15 protein-coding genes are annotated in these 14,165 nt (G+C 73.9%); 5 read left to right on the top strand and 10 right to left on the bottom strand.

The genetic code is table 11. From position 1 onward, the window contains the following. The first annotated feature begins 6 nt into the window (after positions 1-6). Together ACT3TZ_RS05255 and ACT3TZ_RS05250 are read left to right on the top strand one after the other, a co-directional pair. Complete coding sequence (locus ACT3TZ_RS05255) at positions 7-1,404, top strand: AMP-binding protein (RefSeq protein WP_444582343.1); 1,398 nt, start codon at positions 7-9, stop codon at positions 1,402-1,404. Between the two features lie 22 nt (positions 1,405-1,426). Then, positions 1,427-2,308, top strand: a complete 882-nt coding sequence (locus ACT3TZ_RS05250) for a 1,4-dihydroxy-2-naphthoate polyprenyltransferase (RefSeq protein ID WP_444582342.1) — start codon at positions 1,427-1,429, stop codon at positions 2,306-2,308. Here the strand turns inward: ACT3TZ_RS05250 and ACT3TZ_RS05245 are convergent. After that, positions 2,276-2,722, bottom strand: coding sequence for a DUF4229 domain-containing protein (locus ACT3TZ_RS05245; RefSeq protein ID WP_444582341.1), 447 nt, complete (start codon positions 2,720-2,722; stop codon positions 2,276-2,278). The genes ACT3TZ_RS05250 and ACT3TZ_RS05245 overlap by 33 nt on opposite strands. A 173-nt stretch (positions 2,723-2,895) precedes the next feature. Between ACT3TZ_RS05245 and ACT3TZ_RS05240 the strand changes: the two genes are divergently transcribed. Further along, complete coding sequence (locus tag ACT3TZ_RS05240; RefSeq protein WP_444582340.1) at positions 2,896-3,243, top strand: PLD nuclease N-terminal domain-containing protein; 348 nt, start codon at positions 2,896-2,898, stop codon at positions 3,241-3,243. A 21-nt stretch (positions 3,244-3,264) separates the two neighbouring features. On the opposite strand, the gene ccsB is transcribed toward ACT3TZ_RS05240, so the two are convergent. The 6 genes from ccsB to ACT3TZ_RS05210 form a co-directional block, all read right to left on the bottom strand. Further along, entirely contained in the window at positions 3,265-4,365 is a 1,101-nt protein-coding gene (gene ccsB, locus ACT3TZ_RS05235; protein ID WP_444582339.1) for a c-type cytochrome biogenesis protein CcsB, read from the bottom strand. Further along, complete coding sequence (resB, locus tag ACT3TZ_RS05230) at positions 4,358-6,001, bottom strand: cytochrome c biogenesis protein ResB (RefSeq protein ID WP_444582338.1); 1,644 nt, start codon at positions 5,999-6,001, stop codon at positions 4,358-4,360. The genes ccsB and resB overlap by 8 nt, the downstream gene beginning before the upstream one ends. Before the next feature lie 230 nt (positions 6,002-6,231). Next, entirely contained in the window at positions 6,232-6,996 is a 765-nt protein-coding gene (locus ACT3TZ_RS05225) for a cytochrome c biogenesis CcdA family protein (RefSeq protein ID WP_444582337.1), read from the bottom strand. Continuing rightward, positions 6,993-7,577 carry a TlpA family protein disulfide reductase gene (locus ACT3TZ_RS05220; protein ID WP_444582336.1) on the bottom strand — a complete coding sequence of 195 codons (585 nt, stop codon included), beginning with the start codon at positions 7,575-7,577 and terminating at the stop codon, positions 6,993-6,995. Before ACT3TZ_RS05220 ends, ACT3TZ_RS05225 begins: the two co-directional genes overlap by 4 nt. Next, complete coding sequence (locus tag ACT3TZ_RS05215; protein ID WP_444582335.1) at positions 7,574-8,221, bottom strand: histidine phosphatase family protein; 648 nt, start codon at positions 8,219-8,221, stop codon at positions 7,574-7,576. The genes ACT3TZ_RS05220 and ACT3TZ_RS05215 overlap by 4 nt, the downstream gene beginning before the upstream one ends. Positions 8,222-8,383: 162 nt before the next feature. Further along, positions 8,384-8,920: a MarR family winged helix-turn-helix transcriptional regulator gene (locus tag ACT3TZ_RS05210; RefSeq protein WP_444582334.1), complete on the bottom strand. Its 537-nt coding sequence runs from the start codon at positions 8,918-8,920 to the stop codon at positions 8,384-8,386. 127 nt (positions 8,921-9,047) lie between these two features. On the opposite strand from ACT3TZ_RS05210, the gene ACT3TZ_RS05205 reads away from it, so the two are divergent. Further along, positions 9,048-9,590, top strand: a complete 543-nt coding sequence (locus tag ACT3TZ_RS05205) for a YceI family protein (protein WP_444582333.1) — start codon at positions 9,048-9,050, stop codon at positions 9,588-9,590. A gap of 124 nt (positions 9,591-9,714) precedes the next feature. Continuing rightward, positions 9,715-10,035 (top strand): glutaredoxin family protein, encoded by a 321-nt coding sequence (locus ACT3TZ_RS05200; protein WP_444582332.1) that lies wholly within the window; start codon positions 9,715-9,717, stop codon positions 10,033-10,035. 182 nt (positions 10,036-10,217) lie between these two features. Here ACT3TZ_RS05200 and ACT3TZ_RS05195 read toward each other — a convergent pair whose 3' ends face one another. The 3 genes from ACT3TZ_RS05195 to ACT3TZ_RS05185 form a co-directional block, all read right to left on the bottom strand. Then, the gene (locus ACT3TZ_RS05195; protein ID WP_003792170.1) at positions 10,218-10,316 is read right to left on the bottom strand and encodes a 30S ribosomal protein bS22; all 99 of its coding nucleotides are present in this window, start codon (positions 10,314-10,316) and stop codon (positions 10,218-10,220) included. A gap of 206 nt (positions 10,317-10,522) precedes the next feature. Next, on the bottom strand, positions 10,523-12,259 hold the full coding sequence (locus ACT3TZ_RS05190) for a dynamin family protein (protein WP_444582331.1): 1,737 nt from the start codon (positions 12,257-12,259) through the stop codon (positions 10,523-10,525). Beyond that, positions 12,256-14,148 (bottom strand): dynamin family protein, encoded by a 1,893-nt coding sequence (locus ACT3TZ_RS05185; protein ID WP_444582330.1) that lies wholly within the window; start codon positions 14,146-14,148, stop codon positions 12,256-12,258. Before ACT3TZ_RS05185 ends, ACT3TZ_RS05190 begins: the two co-directional genes overlap by 4 nt. Positions 14,149-14,165 lie beyond the last annotated feature (17 nt).

Here is a 14,165-nt window from a genome sequence, read left to right as displayed (position 1 = left end):
GCGACCATGTCCGCCCCCATCGAGCAGCCCATCGCCTGGACCCGGCCCGTGCCGTTCTCCGGCACCCCCGCCTCCCTCGCCGAGCACATCGAGGCGATCTCAGCACTGATGGCCGGTGCCTCCCGTCTCTGGCTCGCGGGCTTCGCGCCGCCGCCGTCCCTGCCCCCGGGCTTCGGAGCCACCGCCCTGGTCGTGCCGACCTCCGGATCCACGGGGGCCTCCAAGGCCGTGGCGCTGTCCCGCGCCGCCCTCGTGGCCTCGCACGATGCGACCGCCCGGCTCCTTGCCGATGTCTCCGCGCCCGCAGGGGGCCGCCGCCGGTCACCCCGCGCGCCGGGCCACGGCATGTGGCTGCCGCTCCTGCCGCCCACCCACATCGCGGGGATCCAGGTCATCGCGCGCGCATGCCGGGCCGCCGAGCTGCTGGGCCGCGCCCGTCCCCTGTTGCCCTCGGTCCTGCCCGCCCTCGCCGAGCGGTTCGAGGCGCGGTCCTTCGCCCGCTCCGCATCGACCGCGCTCACCGAGGCCGAGGCCGCGGGGGTCGCGCTGCACACCTCCCTCGTGCCCACCCAGCTCACGCGGATCCTCGAGGACCCGAGCGACGCCGGCGTGCGCGCCCGCGCCCTGCTGGCGCGCTTCGACACCGTGCTGGTGGGCGGCGCCGCGATCGACCCGGCCCTCCTGGTGCGGGCACGGGACCGTGGGATCCACGTGCTGACCACCTACGGGGCCAGCGAGACCGCGGGCGGCTGCGTGTACGACGGCGACCCGCTGGACGGCGTGGCGCTCAGGATCCAGCAGGCGGCCGACGGCGAGACCGCCACCACGGCGCCCGAGGGCCCCGGGCACCATCGGGCCGCCGAGGGCTTCTCCGCGGAGGGCGAGGGACGCCTCGTGATCACCTCCCCCACCCTCGCCACCGGGTACCTCCGGCCCGACGGCGGCGCGGACCTCGGGGCCTTCCCCCTCGTGCGCACGGCCGACGCCTCCACCCGGCAGCGGATGTTCGTCACCTCGGACCTCGCGCGCCTGACCGCCGGTCGCGTGAGCATCCTGGGCCGCGCCGACGACGTCGTCGTGACGGGCGGCCGCAAGGTGCTGCCCCAGGAGGTCGAACGGGCCATCGCGGCCGACGGCGACCTCGACGGCCAGGTCGCCGCGAGCGTCGTCGTGGGCGTGCCGGACGCCCAGTGGGGCCAGCGGCTCGTCGCGCTCGTCGTCCCCACCGCGGCGGCGGACACCGCCCTGCTGCCCGAGCTGGTGCGCACGGCCCTGCGTGCCGGGCCCCTCCCCCGCTACGCCGTGCCCAAGAGCACGCTCGTGCTCGATGCCCTGCCCCGCCTGGGGATCGGTAAGATCGACCGGTCCGCAGCGCGACGAGAGGCGATCTCCCGCGGCGCCTGATCCCCGTCCAGGAAGGCTCCCGGTGGCCAGCATCTCCCAATGGGTCCAGGGGTCCCGACCCCGCACGTGGCCGGCGGCCTTCGCCCCGGTCGCCGCGGGCACCGGCGCCGCGATCCACCAGATCGGCTTCGAGCCCGGCACCGTCGTTCCCCGCGCCCTGCTGGCGCTCGGCGTCGCGCTCGCGCTGCAGATCGGCGTGAACTACGCCAACGACTACTCCGACGGGATCCGCGGCACCGACGACGACCGCGTCGGCCCCTTCCGCCTGACGGGATCGCGCGCCGCGCGCCCGGAGGCCGTCAAGCGGGCCGCCTTCGTCGCGCTCGGGATCGGCGGGCTGCTCGGGGTCGCGCTGACGGCGCTCGCGGGCGCGTGGTGGATGCTCCTGGTGGGCGTCGCCGCGGTGCTCGCGGCATGGTTCTACACGGGCGGCTCGCGCCCGTACGGCTACCTGGGCCTGGGCGAGGTGTTCGTCTTCGTGTTCTTCGGGCTCGTCGCGGTGCTGGGCACCTCCTACGCCATCACCCTGCGGTGGTCGTGGGTCGCGCTGGCGTGCGCGGCGGCGGTGGGCCTGCTGGCCGTCGCGGTGCTCGTGGCCAACAACCTCCGGGACATCCCCTCGGACACCGAGGCGGGCAAGCACACCCTCGCGGTGCGCCTCGGGGATCGCCGCACGCGGCTGCTGTACGCCGCGTGCCTCGTGGTCCCGTTCGTGCTCCTGGTGCCGGTGGCCGTGCACCACTGGCCGGTGGTGCTGGTGCTGCTGGCCGTGCCGTTCGCGGTGGCTCCCGTGCGGGCGGTCCTGCGCGGTGCCGCCGGACGCGACCTCATCCCCGTGCTCGGCGCGACGGGGCGGGTGGAGCTGGTGCTCTCAGTCCTGGTGCTGGCGGGGCTCGTCCTCTGACGCCCCCGCGACGGGGATCTCGTCCCGGGGCGAGGTGTCGCCGTCGGCGGTGATGTCCCTGCCCGGGTCGTCGCTCCCCAGGTCGTCGTCGCCCAGGTCATCATCGCCCCTGGCGCCGTCGTCCACGGCGTGGTCGTCCCTGACGTCGTCCGCGCCCTCGAGCAGGGCGTCCTCCTCGTCGGCGTCCTCGTCACGGACCTCACCGCGCCGCGCGCGCCGACGATCATCGGCCGCCTTCCAGCGCATCGCGACCCGATCGCGCTGCCGATTCAGGGCGACGAACGAGATGAGCATGGCGAGCAGGGCGGCGAGCACACCCGCCACGAGGTAGTGCAGCCCCGCCAGCGTGAGCAGCCACCACAGGAGGGCGAACACGCCCAGCCGCAGGACGGTGTAGACCAGCAGATCGCGCATGGGTCCAGGGTAGGCGCGGCACGCTGGGAACGGCACGGGACACCGAGCGCGGCGCCGAGGCTCCCCTGAGCGCCGACCCCGACCCGGATGCCGATGCCGATGCCGATGCGGATGCGGATGCGGATGCCGAGCGTTCCCCGTCCCGGTCCAGCCCCACCGCCTACGATGCTGGCATGTTGCGCGCCGTCCTCGCCGTCGCCTCGGTGGCCCTGACCGTCTTCGCCCTGGCCGACTGCATCCAGACCGACGCCTCACGCATGCGCGGGATCCCCAAGTGGGCATGGATCGTGCTCATCGTGCTGATCCCGTGGGCGGGCCCGCTGACCTGGCTGGTCGTGGGCCGGGACCGCTCCCAGGGCGACGGCGCCGCGCGCCGACCGGGCAGCGCGCCCAGCCGCGGGCCCCTGGCCCCCGACGACGACCCGGACTTCCTGCGCAAGCTCGACGAGGACGTCCGTCGCCGTCGCCGCGAGCGCGAGCAGAGGACGGACGGCGACGAGGGATCCGGCCCGAGCGCCTGAACGGCGCCTCCGGCGCGGCGATCAGCCGAGGCCGGAGTACGAGTGCAGGCCGTTGATGACGGTGTTGACGATCGTGAAGTTGAAGATGACGCACAGGAACCCGACGAGCGCGAACCACGCGGCACGGCTGCCGCGGAAGCCGACGGTCGCCCGAGCGTGCAGGTAGGCCGCGTAGACCACCCAGATCACGAAGGTCCACACCTCCTTGGGGTCCCAACCCCAGTAGCGGCCCCAGGCCGTCGAGGCCCAGATGGCGCCGAAGATGAGGGTGAAGCTCCACAGCACGAAGCCGACGGCATGGACGCGGAAGGCGAGCGCCTCGAGGTCCTTCGAGCTGGGCAGCCGGTCCAGCACCGGCCCGATGCGGCGCCAGATGCCCTCGCGCAGCCGCTCCGTGCGGGTCCCGGGGGCCTCGACGGCGCCGTCCGGATCCTGGAGCTCGCGGCGCGCCTGCAGGAGCTGCAGGACGGAGATGACCGCGCCGATCGTGAACAGCGCCGACGCCAGGATCGCGACCGAGACGTGGATGACCAGCCAGTGGGAGTTCTGCAGGCTCGGCGGCAGGGCCGCGGCCGGGACGTACCACATGCGCTGGGCGATCAGCATGAGGATCAGCATCGGCCCGACGACGAAGGTGCCGAGCACCCGCAGTTCCCTGCGTCGCAGGATGATCGCGAGGAACAGCACCATCACCACCGCGCTGCCCGTCATCGCGAACTCGTACATGTTCGACCACGGCACCCGGTGGGTCGCCAGGCCGCGCAGGACCACCGCGGCCACGTGCACGATCGCCGCACCGCAGGCCATGATCACCGCGAAGGTGCCCGCGCTCATGCCGCCGGCAGGTGCCGCGCCCGTCGCGGGGACGCCCGATCCGGTCCCCCGGGCAGACGCGTCACCGGCGTCGACGGCGCCCGGATCCCGGTCCAGGACCGCAACCTTGGAGCCGGAGCCCGCGGCACGGGCCGGGGCGGTGGCCGCACGGCGCTCGAGCCGGGCGTCGCTGCGCCGCTGGGTGCTGCGCGCCAGGTCGACCGCGAAGCCGGTCATGGCCAGGACGTACACCACGATGGCGACGACGAAGAGCAGGCCCGAGACCTGCGCGAACATGGTGTCAGCCACGGGATTTTCCTCCTGGTGCGGCGCCCTCGGGCGCATCCGGTCCGGCGTCGGCGGCGAGGCGCGCGGCGAGCTCCTCGACGGCGGCCTGGAGACGATGATCCTCGCTCCGGGCCAGTCCCGCCACCTCGAGCACGCTCACGGGCCCGTCCTCGCCGTCACGGCGGGTGACCCGCACCCACACGCGACGGCGCGGGACGAACAGCGACAGCGCGAGCCCCGACGTCGCCGCGAGGGCCGCACCGAGGGTGAAGTAGGCGAAGGGATCGTGCTTGATGTCGAAGGCGGCGTACCGCTTGACGCCGTTGAAGGCGATCGTCGTGCCGTCGGGCAGCGTCTGGCTCTGTCCGGGCGCCATCCTCAGCAGCACCTGCTGGCCGTCGGCGTCGGTGACCGGGGTCAGGGTGGACACGTCGATCTGATAGGCGTTCTGCGGGACGCCCTGGTCCAGGCCGAGGTCCCCGGTGTACACGGACATGGCGATCTGGGGATCCACGAGGTCGGGGAACCGCGAGTGCGGGCCCGTCTCGTCGATCTCGGCGGTCGGCATGAAGATCCCCACCACGGCGATCTGCTCGGGGCGCGCATCCGGGGCCTTGAGCACCAGCTGGGACGTGTACATGCTGTCCCGCGGGATCGAGATGAACGGCCCCTGCGCCACGACCTGACCCGTGGGGTCGGTGATCGTGATGTCCGGGGCGTAGCCGTTGCCCAGGAGGTAGACCGAGGCGCCGGGCACGTGCATCGGCTGGTTGACGCGCACCGTCTGCTTCGTGGTGCCGGTGCCGGGATCGGTCACCGAGACGTCCGCCTCGAACTTCCGGGGCTGGCCGAACTCGTGCTCGGTGGGCGAGGTGTCGTACTCGGCACGGAAATCGTCGAGGGTGAACTGGAACTCCGGCAGCGTCGACGCGTCGAACCACGGGCCCGGGGTGAAGGAGTCGTAGCCGGCGAGCGTGTTGGAGAAGCCCTCGCCCTCGATGACGGTGACCTGCCCGCGGTACTGCGTCAGGTGCCCGAGGGCGACACCCGCGAGCACGCCCACCAGGGCGATGTGGAACAGCAGATTCCCCGCCTCGCGGAGGTAGCCCCGCTCGGCGCTGATCGAGGCGCCGTGGCGCTCGGTGTGCACGTCCAGCCGGTAGCGCCGCCGCTTCAGCGCCGCGGAGGCCTGCGCGATGAGCTCCTCGTCCGAGCGCCCCGGCAGCTCCGTGCGGGAGTGCCCGACGAAGCGGTCCAGCCGGCGCGGGGTCCGCGGGGGCCGCGAGCGGAGCTGGCGGATCAGCACGCCCAGGCGCGGCACGATGCAGCCCACGAGCGAGACGAACAGCAGCAGGTAGATCGCCGAGAACCACGGCGAGGAGAAGACGTCGAAGAACCCGAGGGTGTCCAGGACCTTGCCGTAGGTGCCGTTCTCGGCGAGGAACTGGTCGGTCAGGCCCGGGTCGACGCTGCGCTGGGGGTAGAGGGAGCCGGGGACGGCCGCCACGGCCAGGAGCATGAGCAGCACGAGGGCGGTCTGCATGCTCGTGAGCTGACGCCACAGGAACAGCAGCACGCCGCGGGCGCCGAGCCGCGGCAGGGTCGCGCGGCGACCGGGATCGGCGCCGTCGGCGGGTGCGGTGCTGCCGGGGAGCATCGGCCCCTGCGGCGCGCGCGAGGAGCGGTCTGTGCCGCGTGCGCCGCGTCCGGACGCCGCGGACCGCGCGGCCCTCCAGCGCTTCGGAGCCCTCGGAGACGGAGGGGGCGTCGAAGCCGTCGGATTCCTGGCGGACGTCGCATCGCGGGCCGTGCCCTCCGTCGTCGCCTTCTCGGCGGCGTCCGGGAGCTGCTGGTCCCCCGCGGTCGGGTCGATCTCGTCGCGTGCCATCAGACCACCGTCTCGTATCCGCCGATGGCACCCTGCAGCTGCCCCATCCATGCGCTCCACTGCCCGGTCAGCAGCAGCACGCCGATCGCGATGAGCAGGGCACCGGAGATCACGCCGATCACGCGGCGGTGCCGGGCCAGGAAGCGGCTGGCCCCGAGGGCGCGCTGGAACCCGAGGGCGAACAGCACGAAGGGGATCCCGAGCCCGAGCGAGTAGGCCAGCGCGAGCAGGCCGCCGCGCACCGGCGAGGCGCCGTCGAGGCTGAGGGCGAGCACCGCGGCATAGGTGGGGCCGATGCACGGCGTCCACGAGAGGCCGAACACCATGCCCAGCAGCGGCGCACCCCACAGGCCCGCATCGGGCCGCTTGGCGATCGCCCTGGTGCCTGACAGGGCGGGGAAGGCTCCGAGGAAGAGCAGGCCCATGACGATCACGATGACGCCCGCGATGCGGTTGACCCACACCAGGTGCTCCTGGAGCACGAAGCCGAGGGCGCCGATGAAGCCTCCGAGGACCATGAAGACGACGGTGAAACCGCCGACGAAGAGCAGAGAGCCCCAGAGCATGCGGCGGGCCCGGCGCTCCTCCTGGGAGTCCTGTCCGGCGAGCCCCGAGACGTAGCCGAGGTAGCCGGGCACCACCGGGAGCACGCACGGCGACACGAAGGCCACGATGCCTGCGGCGGCGGCGACCGCGACGGCGAGCCACATCGAGCCCGACAGGATCGTGCTCGAGAAGACCTCCCCGATGCCCGCCCCCGTCATGCCCCGAGCACCCGGTCGATCATCGACCTCAGTGTCGAGGCGTCGATGAGTCCCGAGATGCGGGCGGCGACGCGGCCCTCGGGATCCAGCACCAGGGTCGAGGGCACGGCGTTGGGGGCCACCTGGCCGCGCAGGGCGTACATGATCTGCGCATCGGTGTCCGGGACGGAGGGGTAGGGCACGTCGAAGTTCTTCTCGAAGGACTGCGCGGGGCCCGCGGCATCGCGCACGTTGATCCCGAGGAAGGTGACGTCCTTGTCGGCGTAGTCCCGCGCGATCGTCGCGAGCTCGGGCGCCTCCTTGCGGCACGGGGCGCAGGCGGCGTACCAGACGTTGAGCACGAGGACATGGCCGCGCTGCTCCTCCGCCGAGAACGCGTCGCCCTCGTAGGTGGTCCCGGTGAAGGCGATCGGCTCCCCGCGGTCGGCGGCGTCGATCTCGGTGGCCACGCCGTCCCCGGAGACGAAGCCGGTGTCGGTGCCGTAGCGGTCGGAGGTGTCGGTCGCGCAGGCGGCGAGCAGGGCGCCGGTCGCGGCGAGGGCACCGGCCTGCAGGATGCGGCGGCGCGGGGTCGCGCTCACGTGAGCTTCCCGCCCGTGGCGTCGACCGCCCCGGGGTAGAGCGCCGCCGCCGGCTCCGCGTAGTCGACCGCCACGAGCCGGTCGCCGTCGAAGCGCAGGCTCGTGACGGAGCACAGCCCGCACTGGCGGCGTCGAGGATCGTGCACCAGGGGGCGACGTTCGGCGGAGAGCCGGGTCACCCAGATGGGCAGCTGGTGGGAGACGATCACGGCCTCATGGCCCAGCGAGCGCGCCCGCACGGCATGGACCGCCGCGATCATGCGCTTCTCCTGGGAGCGGTACGGCTCACCCCAGGACGGGCGGAAGGGGTTGACGAAAGAGGGCCAGTGCCGGGGATTGGTCAGGCGCCCCTCCCCGTGCCCCACGCGCAGCCCCTCGAAGTGGTTGGCAGATTCGATGAGCCGTTCGTCGGTCTCGACGGGGAGGTCGTGGGCGGCGGCGATCGGGGCGGCCGTCTGCTGGGCGCGCAGCAGCGGGGAGGCGACCACATGGGCGACGTCATGCGGCGCGAGGTACTCCGCGACCAGGCGTGCCATCTGCTGCCCGCGCTCGGACAGGCGGTACCCGGGCAGGCGCCCGTAGAGGATCTTGTCCGGGTTGTGGACCTCTCCGTGGCGGACGAGGTGGACCGTGGTGGTGCTCATGTGCGCGTGGGGACCTCACCGATTCGGCGACGGGCGGTGTCGATGGTGCCGACAGGTGTCGACGGATGTCGCCCTGTGTCCGTCCGCGACCGGATCGCGAGGACCGGATCCGGGCTCCGGACGGGACTCTTCACGGTAACAGCCGATCCTGCGAACGACGGGTCAGGCGTGCCCCTCCGAGCCGGGCCCCTTCTCGAGCGTGCGGCCCATGATCCGCCCCAGCGCGAGGAAGTCCTCGGGGCCCACGATGTCGAGCAGGTGGCTGCGCACGGAGGCCACATGGACGGGTGCCGCGCGGACCAGCAGATCCATGCCTGCCGAGGTCAGCACGGCTTCTCGCCCGCGGCCATCGGCCGAGCAGCGCACCCTCTCGACGAGCCCGCGCTTCTCGAGGCGGGCCACGGTGTGGGTCAGGCGCGAGCGGGAGTGGACCACGAGGTCGGCGAGCTCGGCCATGCGGACCCGGTGCCCCTCGGTCTCCGAGAGTCGGACGAGGATCTCGTACTCGTTGAGCGTCAGGTCGATCTCCGGGTCCTGCTCGAGGACCTGGGAGAGCCCTTCGACCATCGAGTTGACCCCCACGATGAAGCTGCGCCAGGCATGCTGTTCCGTGCGGGTCAGCCACAGCGGGGCGTCCTCGCCCCGGGGCGAGGTGTTCTCACGGGTGGTGTCGCGCCCGGTCGCGTCGAGAGTGGTCATCGCTTCGATCCTTCCCCATCGACCCGGACCGGTGCGCGGATCGCCACGGCGGGTCCTGTTGCATTGTGCCGAATATTAGTTTACGTTTCAAGTACTAACCCGTTCACCCCGACCGAGGAGTTTGACCATGACCGCACTTCCCGAGGGCCTCACCCAGGGCACCTGGAACCTCGACGCCACTCACACCACCGTGGGCTTCACCATCCGACACGCCGGCATCTCCAAGGTGCGCGGCACCTTCGAGCCCACCAGCGGCTCGCTCGAGGTGGGCGACTCCCTCGAGAGCCTCGTCTTCGCCGCCGAGCTCGACATCACCTCCGTCGACACCAACAACGACGGCCGCGACGACCACCTGCGCTCCCCCGACTTCTTCGACGCCGCGCAGTTCCCCGAGTTCGCCTTCCGCTCGACCAAGGTCGAGTCCCGCAAGGTCACCGGCGACCTCACGCTCCACGGCGTGACCAAGGAGGTCGTGCTGGACGCCGAGTTCGAGGGCACCGCGACCGATCCCTTCGGCGCCTACCGCGCGGGCTTCTCGGCCACCACCTCGATCTCCCGCAAGGATTTCGGACTGACCTGGAACGCCGCCCTCGCGGCCGGCGGCGTGCTCGTCGGCGACGAGGTCAAGATCTCCGTCGAGGCCGAGTTCGTGGCGCCCACCGCCGCCTGACCCCTCGCGGACCTCGCGCCTGGGCATCGCGCCCGGAGCCCGGACCACACCCGTCGGGCCGTCCACCATCTGGTGGGCGGCCCGTCGTCGTCCGTGCCGTACGCGGCCCCGTAGGCTCCTGCGCATGGTTGCAGCTCCCGGACCCGCCCCCGCTCCCCCGGCCGCCTCGGACCCATCGGCCCGCATCGTCCTGCTGGACCGGGACGGCTGCCATCTCTGCGAGGCGGCCCGACCCCTGGTCGCGGACGAGGCCGAGCGCGCCGGGACCACGGTCGAGCGCCTCGATGTCGACGCGGATCCGGACCTGCGCGAGGCGTGGGGAGATCAGGTGCCGGTGGTCGTGGTCGACGGACAGGTCGTGGCCCGCTACCGCGTCGATCCCGTCGCCCTCCGTCGCGCGCTGCGGCCCGGGCCGAGGTGGCGTCGTCTGCTGCCCGGCGGCTGAGCCGATCGGGACCTGCCCGGGGTCGCCGCGCACCGTGCATCGTGCATCGTGCACCGATGTTCCGCTCTCCATGACGCGGAGACGACGACGGCCACCCGTCGGGACCTCGTGGGTCTCGGGGTGGCCGGTCGGGATCGCCGCGGGGCCGTGGCCTCGCGGAGCTCGCTGCTGGTGTCAGGCGCTCACTTCTTGTTGCGGCGCTGGTGACGGGTCTTGCGCAGCAGCTTGCGATGCTTCTTCTTGGCCATACGCTTGCGGCGCTTCTTGATGACGGAGCCCATGGGTGCCTCGTTCTCCTCGCTCGGTTCGGTGGACCATCCCGTCGATGCTCGCCCGGGATGGGGTGTGTCGCGCGGGCCGGGGCCGCCCGACGGGGATCAGCGAGGATCCTCGTCGCGGCCCACGACCGCCGCCGACGGCACCCGGCGCGCGGGACGCGCGGGCCGCCGACCGTGCGACAGACGACGTTCCATGGTACATGGCGCGGTCAGCGCCGTCCGCCCGCCGCGAGGGAGAGATCCGTCGCCACGTCGCGGGCGAGGTCCAGCACGTCCTCGACGGGCGCGACGACGAGCCGCTCGGCGACCTCGGCCACGCGCGCCTCGAGCACGCGACGGGCTCGGCGGCGCGCCGCCGTGGCCGCGAGCGCGGCGATCAGCGTGCCGGCCGTCGCCACCAGCACGCCGATGCCCAGCCCCAGCACGAGCAGCGCCGTGGGCAGCGGGACGGGGATCCACAGCCCCTCGACCATCGGCATCGGCGGCGCCGGGACCTGGAGGAACCCGAGCACAGCCAGGAGCACCAGCCAGCCCAGCCCTGCCACGACCAGTGCCAGGGCCAGCCACTGGATCACCGAGAGCACGTGCCACCACCACGGCCGGGTGCGGGCGCGGAGGTCCGCCCCGGCGACCGCCTGGTCCAGGGCGTCGGGCAGCGCGTCCTCGTGGGAGCGGGCGGCGCGCCGCACGGCCGCGCGCCAGGGATCGGAGGCTCCCTCGCTCGTGGACTCGGCGAAGCGCCGCAGGCCGCCCGAGGCGCGGGCCGCGGTCGCGGCGTCCGGTGCGGGCAACGAGGTGCGAGAAGTCTGGACCTCCTCCGTCTCGGTGCCGACGGCGCGGGAGGAGGCGGTCCGGCCGATGCCGAGCCGCCCCAGCGGATCGGGGCGCAACCTCCCCAGCCAGCGCACCATCGGCCATCCGACGTGCCGCGCGGCGCGGTGGCGGTACGAGGCGGCGACGGCGTCGGCGACGGGACCCACCCGGGCGGCGGCCCCGAGGTCCGCGGTGAGTGCGCGGACGTCGGCCGGGCGCACGTCGGCCGGGAGGGTCCCCACGGGGGCGTCGTCGCGGATCCGCAGGGCCGCCTCGCGGACGTCCGTGCGCACCCGCTGGGCGGCGGCGTCGTGGCGGACGGCGAGCGCCGTGCACCGCTCCCGGAGATCCTCGATGCCCTCCCCCGTCGCCGCCGAGACGCCCAGCACGGGCGCGGCCTCGAGCCCGTCGGCGCGCACGAGCTCCGTGAGGGAGGCGAGCACGGCCTGCCGGTCGCGGTCCGCGATCCGATCGACCTGGTTGAGCACGACCAGGGTCGTGGCGTCGTGCGCCGCGAGGGCCTCGACGAACTCGTGGTGCAGCAGGTCGTCGGCGTACTTCTGCGGATCGGTGACCCAGACCAGCACGTCGACCAGCCCGGCCATGCGCTCGGCGATCCTGCGATGCGCGGCGGCGACGGAGTCGAGGTCGGGCAGGTCCAGGAGCACGAGCCCGGGGACGGGCGCGGCGGGGGTCTCGGTGCGGCGCAGGAGCCCGCGGCGCGGAGCCCGCGCGGCCTCGAGCAGCGCCTGTTCGAGCGGCACGCCGGAATCGTCGAGGAGGTGACGCTCGGGCACGTCGATCCAGTCCAGCAGCGCTTCGCTGCCGGGGGCTCCCAGCACCGCGGCCAGCGGCTCGGAGGTCGTGGGGCGGCGCACGGCCGCCCGGGCGATCTCCGCGCCCACCACGGCGTTCAGCAGCGAGGACTTGCCGGACCCCGTCGCGCCGAGGAACCCGACGACGGTGTGCTCGATCGACAGCGCGGCCCGCCCCTGGGCGCGGGCGATCACCGCGCGGGCCTCGTCGAGCCCGCGGGTGCCCACGATCCCCTCGATCCCGTCGACCGCGCGGGTCAGGGCCTCGACGCGCTCGGCGAGCCCGGCCCGCTGATCGGGGCCCCCGCTGCGGGTCATGGCGCGCTCCGGGGCTCGGGGGCGTCATGGTCCCGATCGCCGCTCGCGCGTCCGTCGACGCTGTCGGGCCGATCCTCGCGGTCCCCGCGACCCGCGCGGACGTCCGCGGCAAGGGCGTCGAGCAGAGCCGCGTCCTCGCGCAGCCGCTCGGGACCGGTCCCCCCGGCGACCTCGGCCAGGCGCGCACGGAACGGCTCGGCACGGTCGGCGACGAGGTCGTCCAGACGACTCGCCAGCGCCTCCCGTGCGATCCGCGAGAGGCGGCGCACCGCGTCCTCCCCGAAGATCGTCTCCAGGAGCTTCTGGCCGATCAGCGCGGCGGCGGCGCCCGTCCCGACCTCGAGCCCGGTGGGGATGAACGCGGTCGAGGCGAAGACGACGACCATCAGCGCGACGCCCACGGCGTTGACGCCCAGCGACAGGACGCGGGCCTTGATGCGGCGGTCCGAGCCCTCGCTGCGCACGAGCTCGAGGACGTCTCCCTGCCACGCGCGGACGGCCGCGGACACGTCGTCCCCGAAGCCCTCGGGCACCCGGGCCAGGTCCCCGTCCGCGGCGAGTGCCCTGCCCGCCTCCGTGGAGCGCCAGGCCGCGTCCGCCCGTTCGGCGGCCCGCGCGACCTCGTCGACCACGACGTGCACGAGGCCCGACCCGAGGGCGTCCTCGGCGGCGACCGCCGGCGCGGGCCTGCCCGACAGCGCACCGGTGATGCTGTCGCGCACCCGGCCCACGAGGCTCTGCACGCCACGGATCAGCTCCCCGGTGCCCACCACGTCCTGCCATCGGGCCAGGACCTCCCCGCGCAGGAGGGAGCCGTCCCCCAGGACGGTGTCGATCCGCTCCCGGGACTCCGCGAAGGCGGAGTCGACGTCGGCGCGCAGGTGCTCCCGGGCGGCGTCCTGGTCCGCCGCGTGATCGGAGATCTCCCGAGCACTGCTCGCCAGCCCCGTGATGGCGCCGGCGAGGGTGCGGCGGGCGATCGCGCCGCGTCCCGCGGTGTCCTCGGCGAGGTCGGTGAAGAAGCCGCGGATCGAGGCGACCGCGTCCGGCGGCAGCATCCCGTCCTCGTCGACCTCCCCCTCGGTGACGAGGAACAGCCGTGCCCCGTCAAGTCCGCCGCGGTCCAGGAGTCCGCGCAGGTCCTCGGACAGCTCCTCGGCCACCCCCGGACGGTCGGGGATCCGGTTCATGACGACGGCCACCGTGATGTCCCGGGCGGCGGCCGTGCGCAGCACCTCCCACGGCACCGCGTCGGCATAGCGGTTGGCGGTGGTGACGAACAGCCACAGGTCCGCGGCGCGCAGCAGCTGGCGGGCCAGCTCCCGGTTGCCCGCCGAGACCGAGTCGATGTCCGGGGCGTCCAGCAGGGCCAGTCCCCGCGGGACGGCGGGATCGGCGACGAGGAGGAGTGAGGTCGCCGCGGCCGACGGCTCCTCGGCGTGGGTGCCGTCCCTGGGAACGGCGGCCGCGGTCGTGGAGGCGACGCGGCGCGCGTCCTCGCCGACGGTGCCCGGCCCCTCGGCGTGCACGCGGGCGAGCCCCGGCAGGATCCGCGGCCCCGTGAACCAGGCGGCGTCGGCGGGATGGTGGACGAGGATCGGACGCCGGGTGGTGGGGCGGATCGCCCCGGCCCGGCTCACCGGGCGTCCTACGAGCGCGTTGGTCAGCGAGGACTTCCCCGCGCCCGTCGAGCCGCCGACCACCACCAGCAGGGGCGCGTCGAGGGCCTCGAGGCGGGGGACGACATGGTCGGCGAGCTGGTCGAGCGCCGAGGCGACGGCGCGACGTCCGCGCTCGGCGCCCTCGACGGGCAGCGGGAGGTGCACCTGGTGCAGGTCGCTCGCGAGGTCCTCGAGCGTCGTGGGTCCCCCGGGGGCCGTGGTCATCATGCGGTCATTCTCGCAGG

The sequence above is a fragment of the Brachybacterium sp. AOP25-B2-12 genome, assembly GCF_052378625.1.
Classification (GTDB): domain Bacteria; phylum Actinomycetota; class Actinomycetes; order Actinomycetales; family Dermabacteraceae; genus Brachybacterium.
The sequence above is the reverse complement of the archived record's forward strand: the minus strand, read 5'-3'. Positions and strand labels throughout refer to the sequence as shown.

Coding starts and splice junctions, on each gene's coding strand:
- ACT3TZ_RS05255 (WP_444582343.1), top strand. CDS start 7: ATGTCCGCCCCCATCGAGCAGCCCATCGCCTGGACCCGGCCCGTGCCG.
- ACT3TZ_RS05245 (WP_444582341.1), bottom strand. CDS start 2,722: ATGCGCGATCTGCTGGTCTACACCGTCCTGCGGCTGGGCGTGTTCGCC.
- ACT3TZ_RS05240 (WP_444582340.1), top strand. CDS start 2,896: ATGTTGCGCGCCGTCCTCGCCGTCGCCTCGGTGGCCCTGACCGTCTTC.
- resB (WP_444582338.1), bottom strand. CDS start 6,001: ATGCTCCCCGGCAGCACCGCACCCGCCGACGGCGCCGATCCCGGTCGC.
- ACT3TZ_RS05225 (WP_444582337.1), bottom strand. CDS start 6,996: ATGACGGGGGCGGGCATCGGGGAGGTCTTCTCGAGCACGATCCTGTCG.
- ACT3TZ_RS05215 (WP_444582335.1), bottom strand. CDS start 8,221: ATGAGCACCACCACGGTCCACCTCGTCCGCCACGGAGAGGTCCACAAC.
- ACT3TZ_RS05210 (WP_444582334.1), bottom strand. CDS start 8,920: ATGACCACTCTCGACGCGACCGGGCGCGACACCACCCGTGAGAACACC.
- ACT3TZ_RS05205 (WP_444582333.1), top strand. CDS start 9,048: ATGACCGCACTTCCCGAGGGCCTCACCCAGGGCACCTGGAACCTCGAC.
- ACT3TZ_RS05200 (WP_444582332.1), top strand. CDS start 9,715: ATGGTTGCAGCTCCCGGACCCGCCCCCGCTCCCCCGGCCGCCTCGGAC.
- ACT3TZ_RS05195 (WP_003792170.1), bottom strand. CDS start 10,316: ATGGGCTCCGTCATCAAGAAGCGCCGCAAGCGTATGGCCAAGAAGAAG.
- ACT3TZ_RS05190 (WP_444582331.1), bottom strand. CDS start 12,259: ATGACCCGCAGCGGGGGCCCCGATCAGCGGGCCGGGCTCGCCGAGCGC.
- ACT3TZ_RS05185 (WP_444582330.1), bottom strand. CDS start 14,148: ATGATGACCACGGCCCCCGGGGGACCCACGACGCTCGAGGACCTCGCG.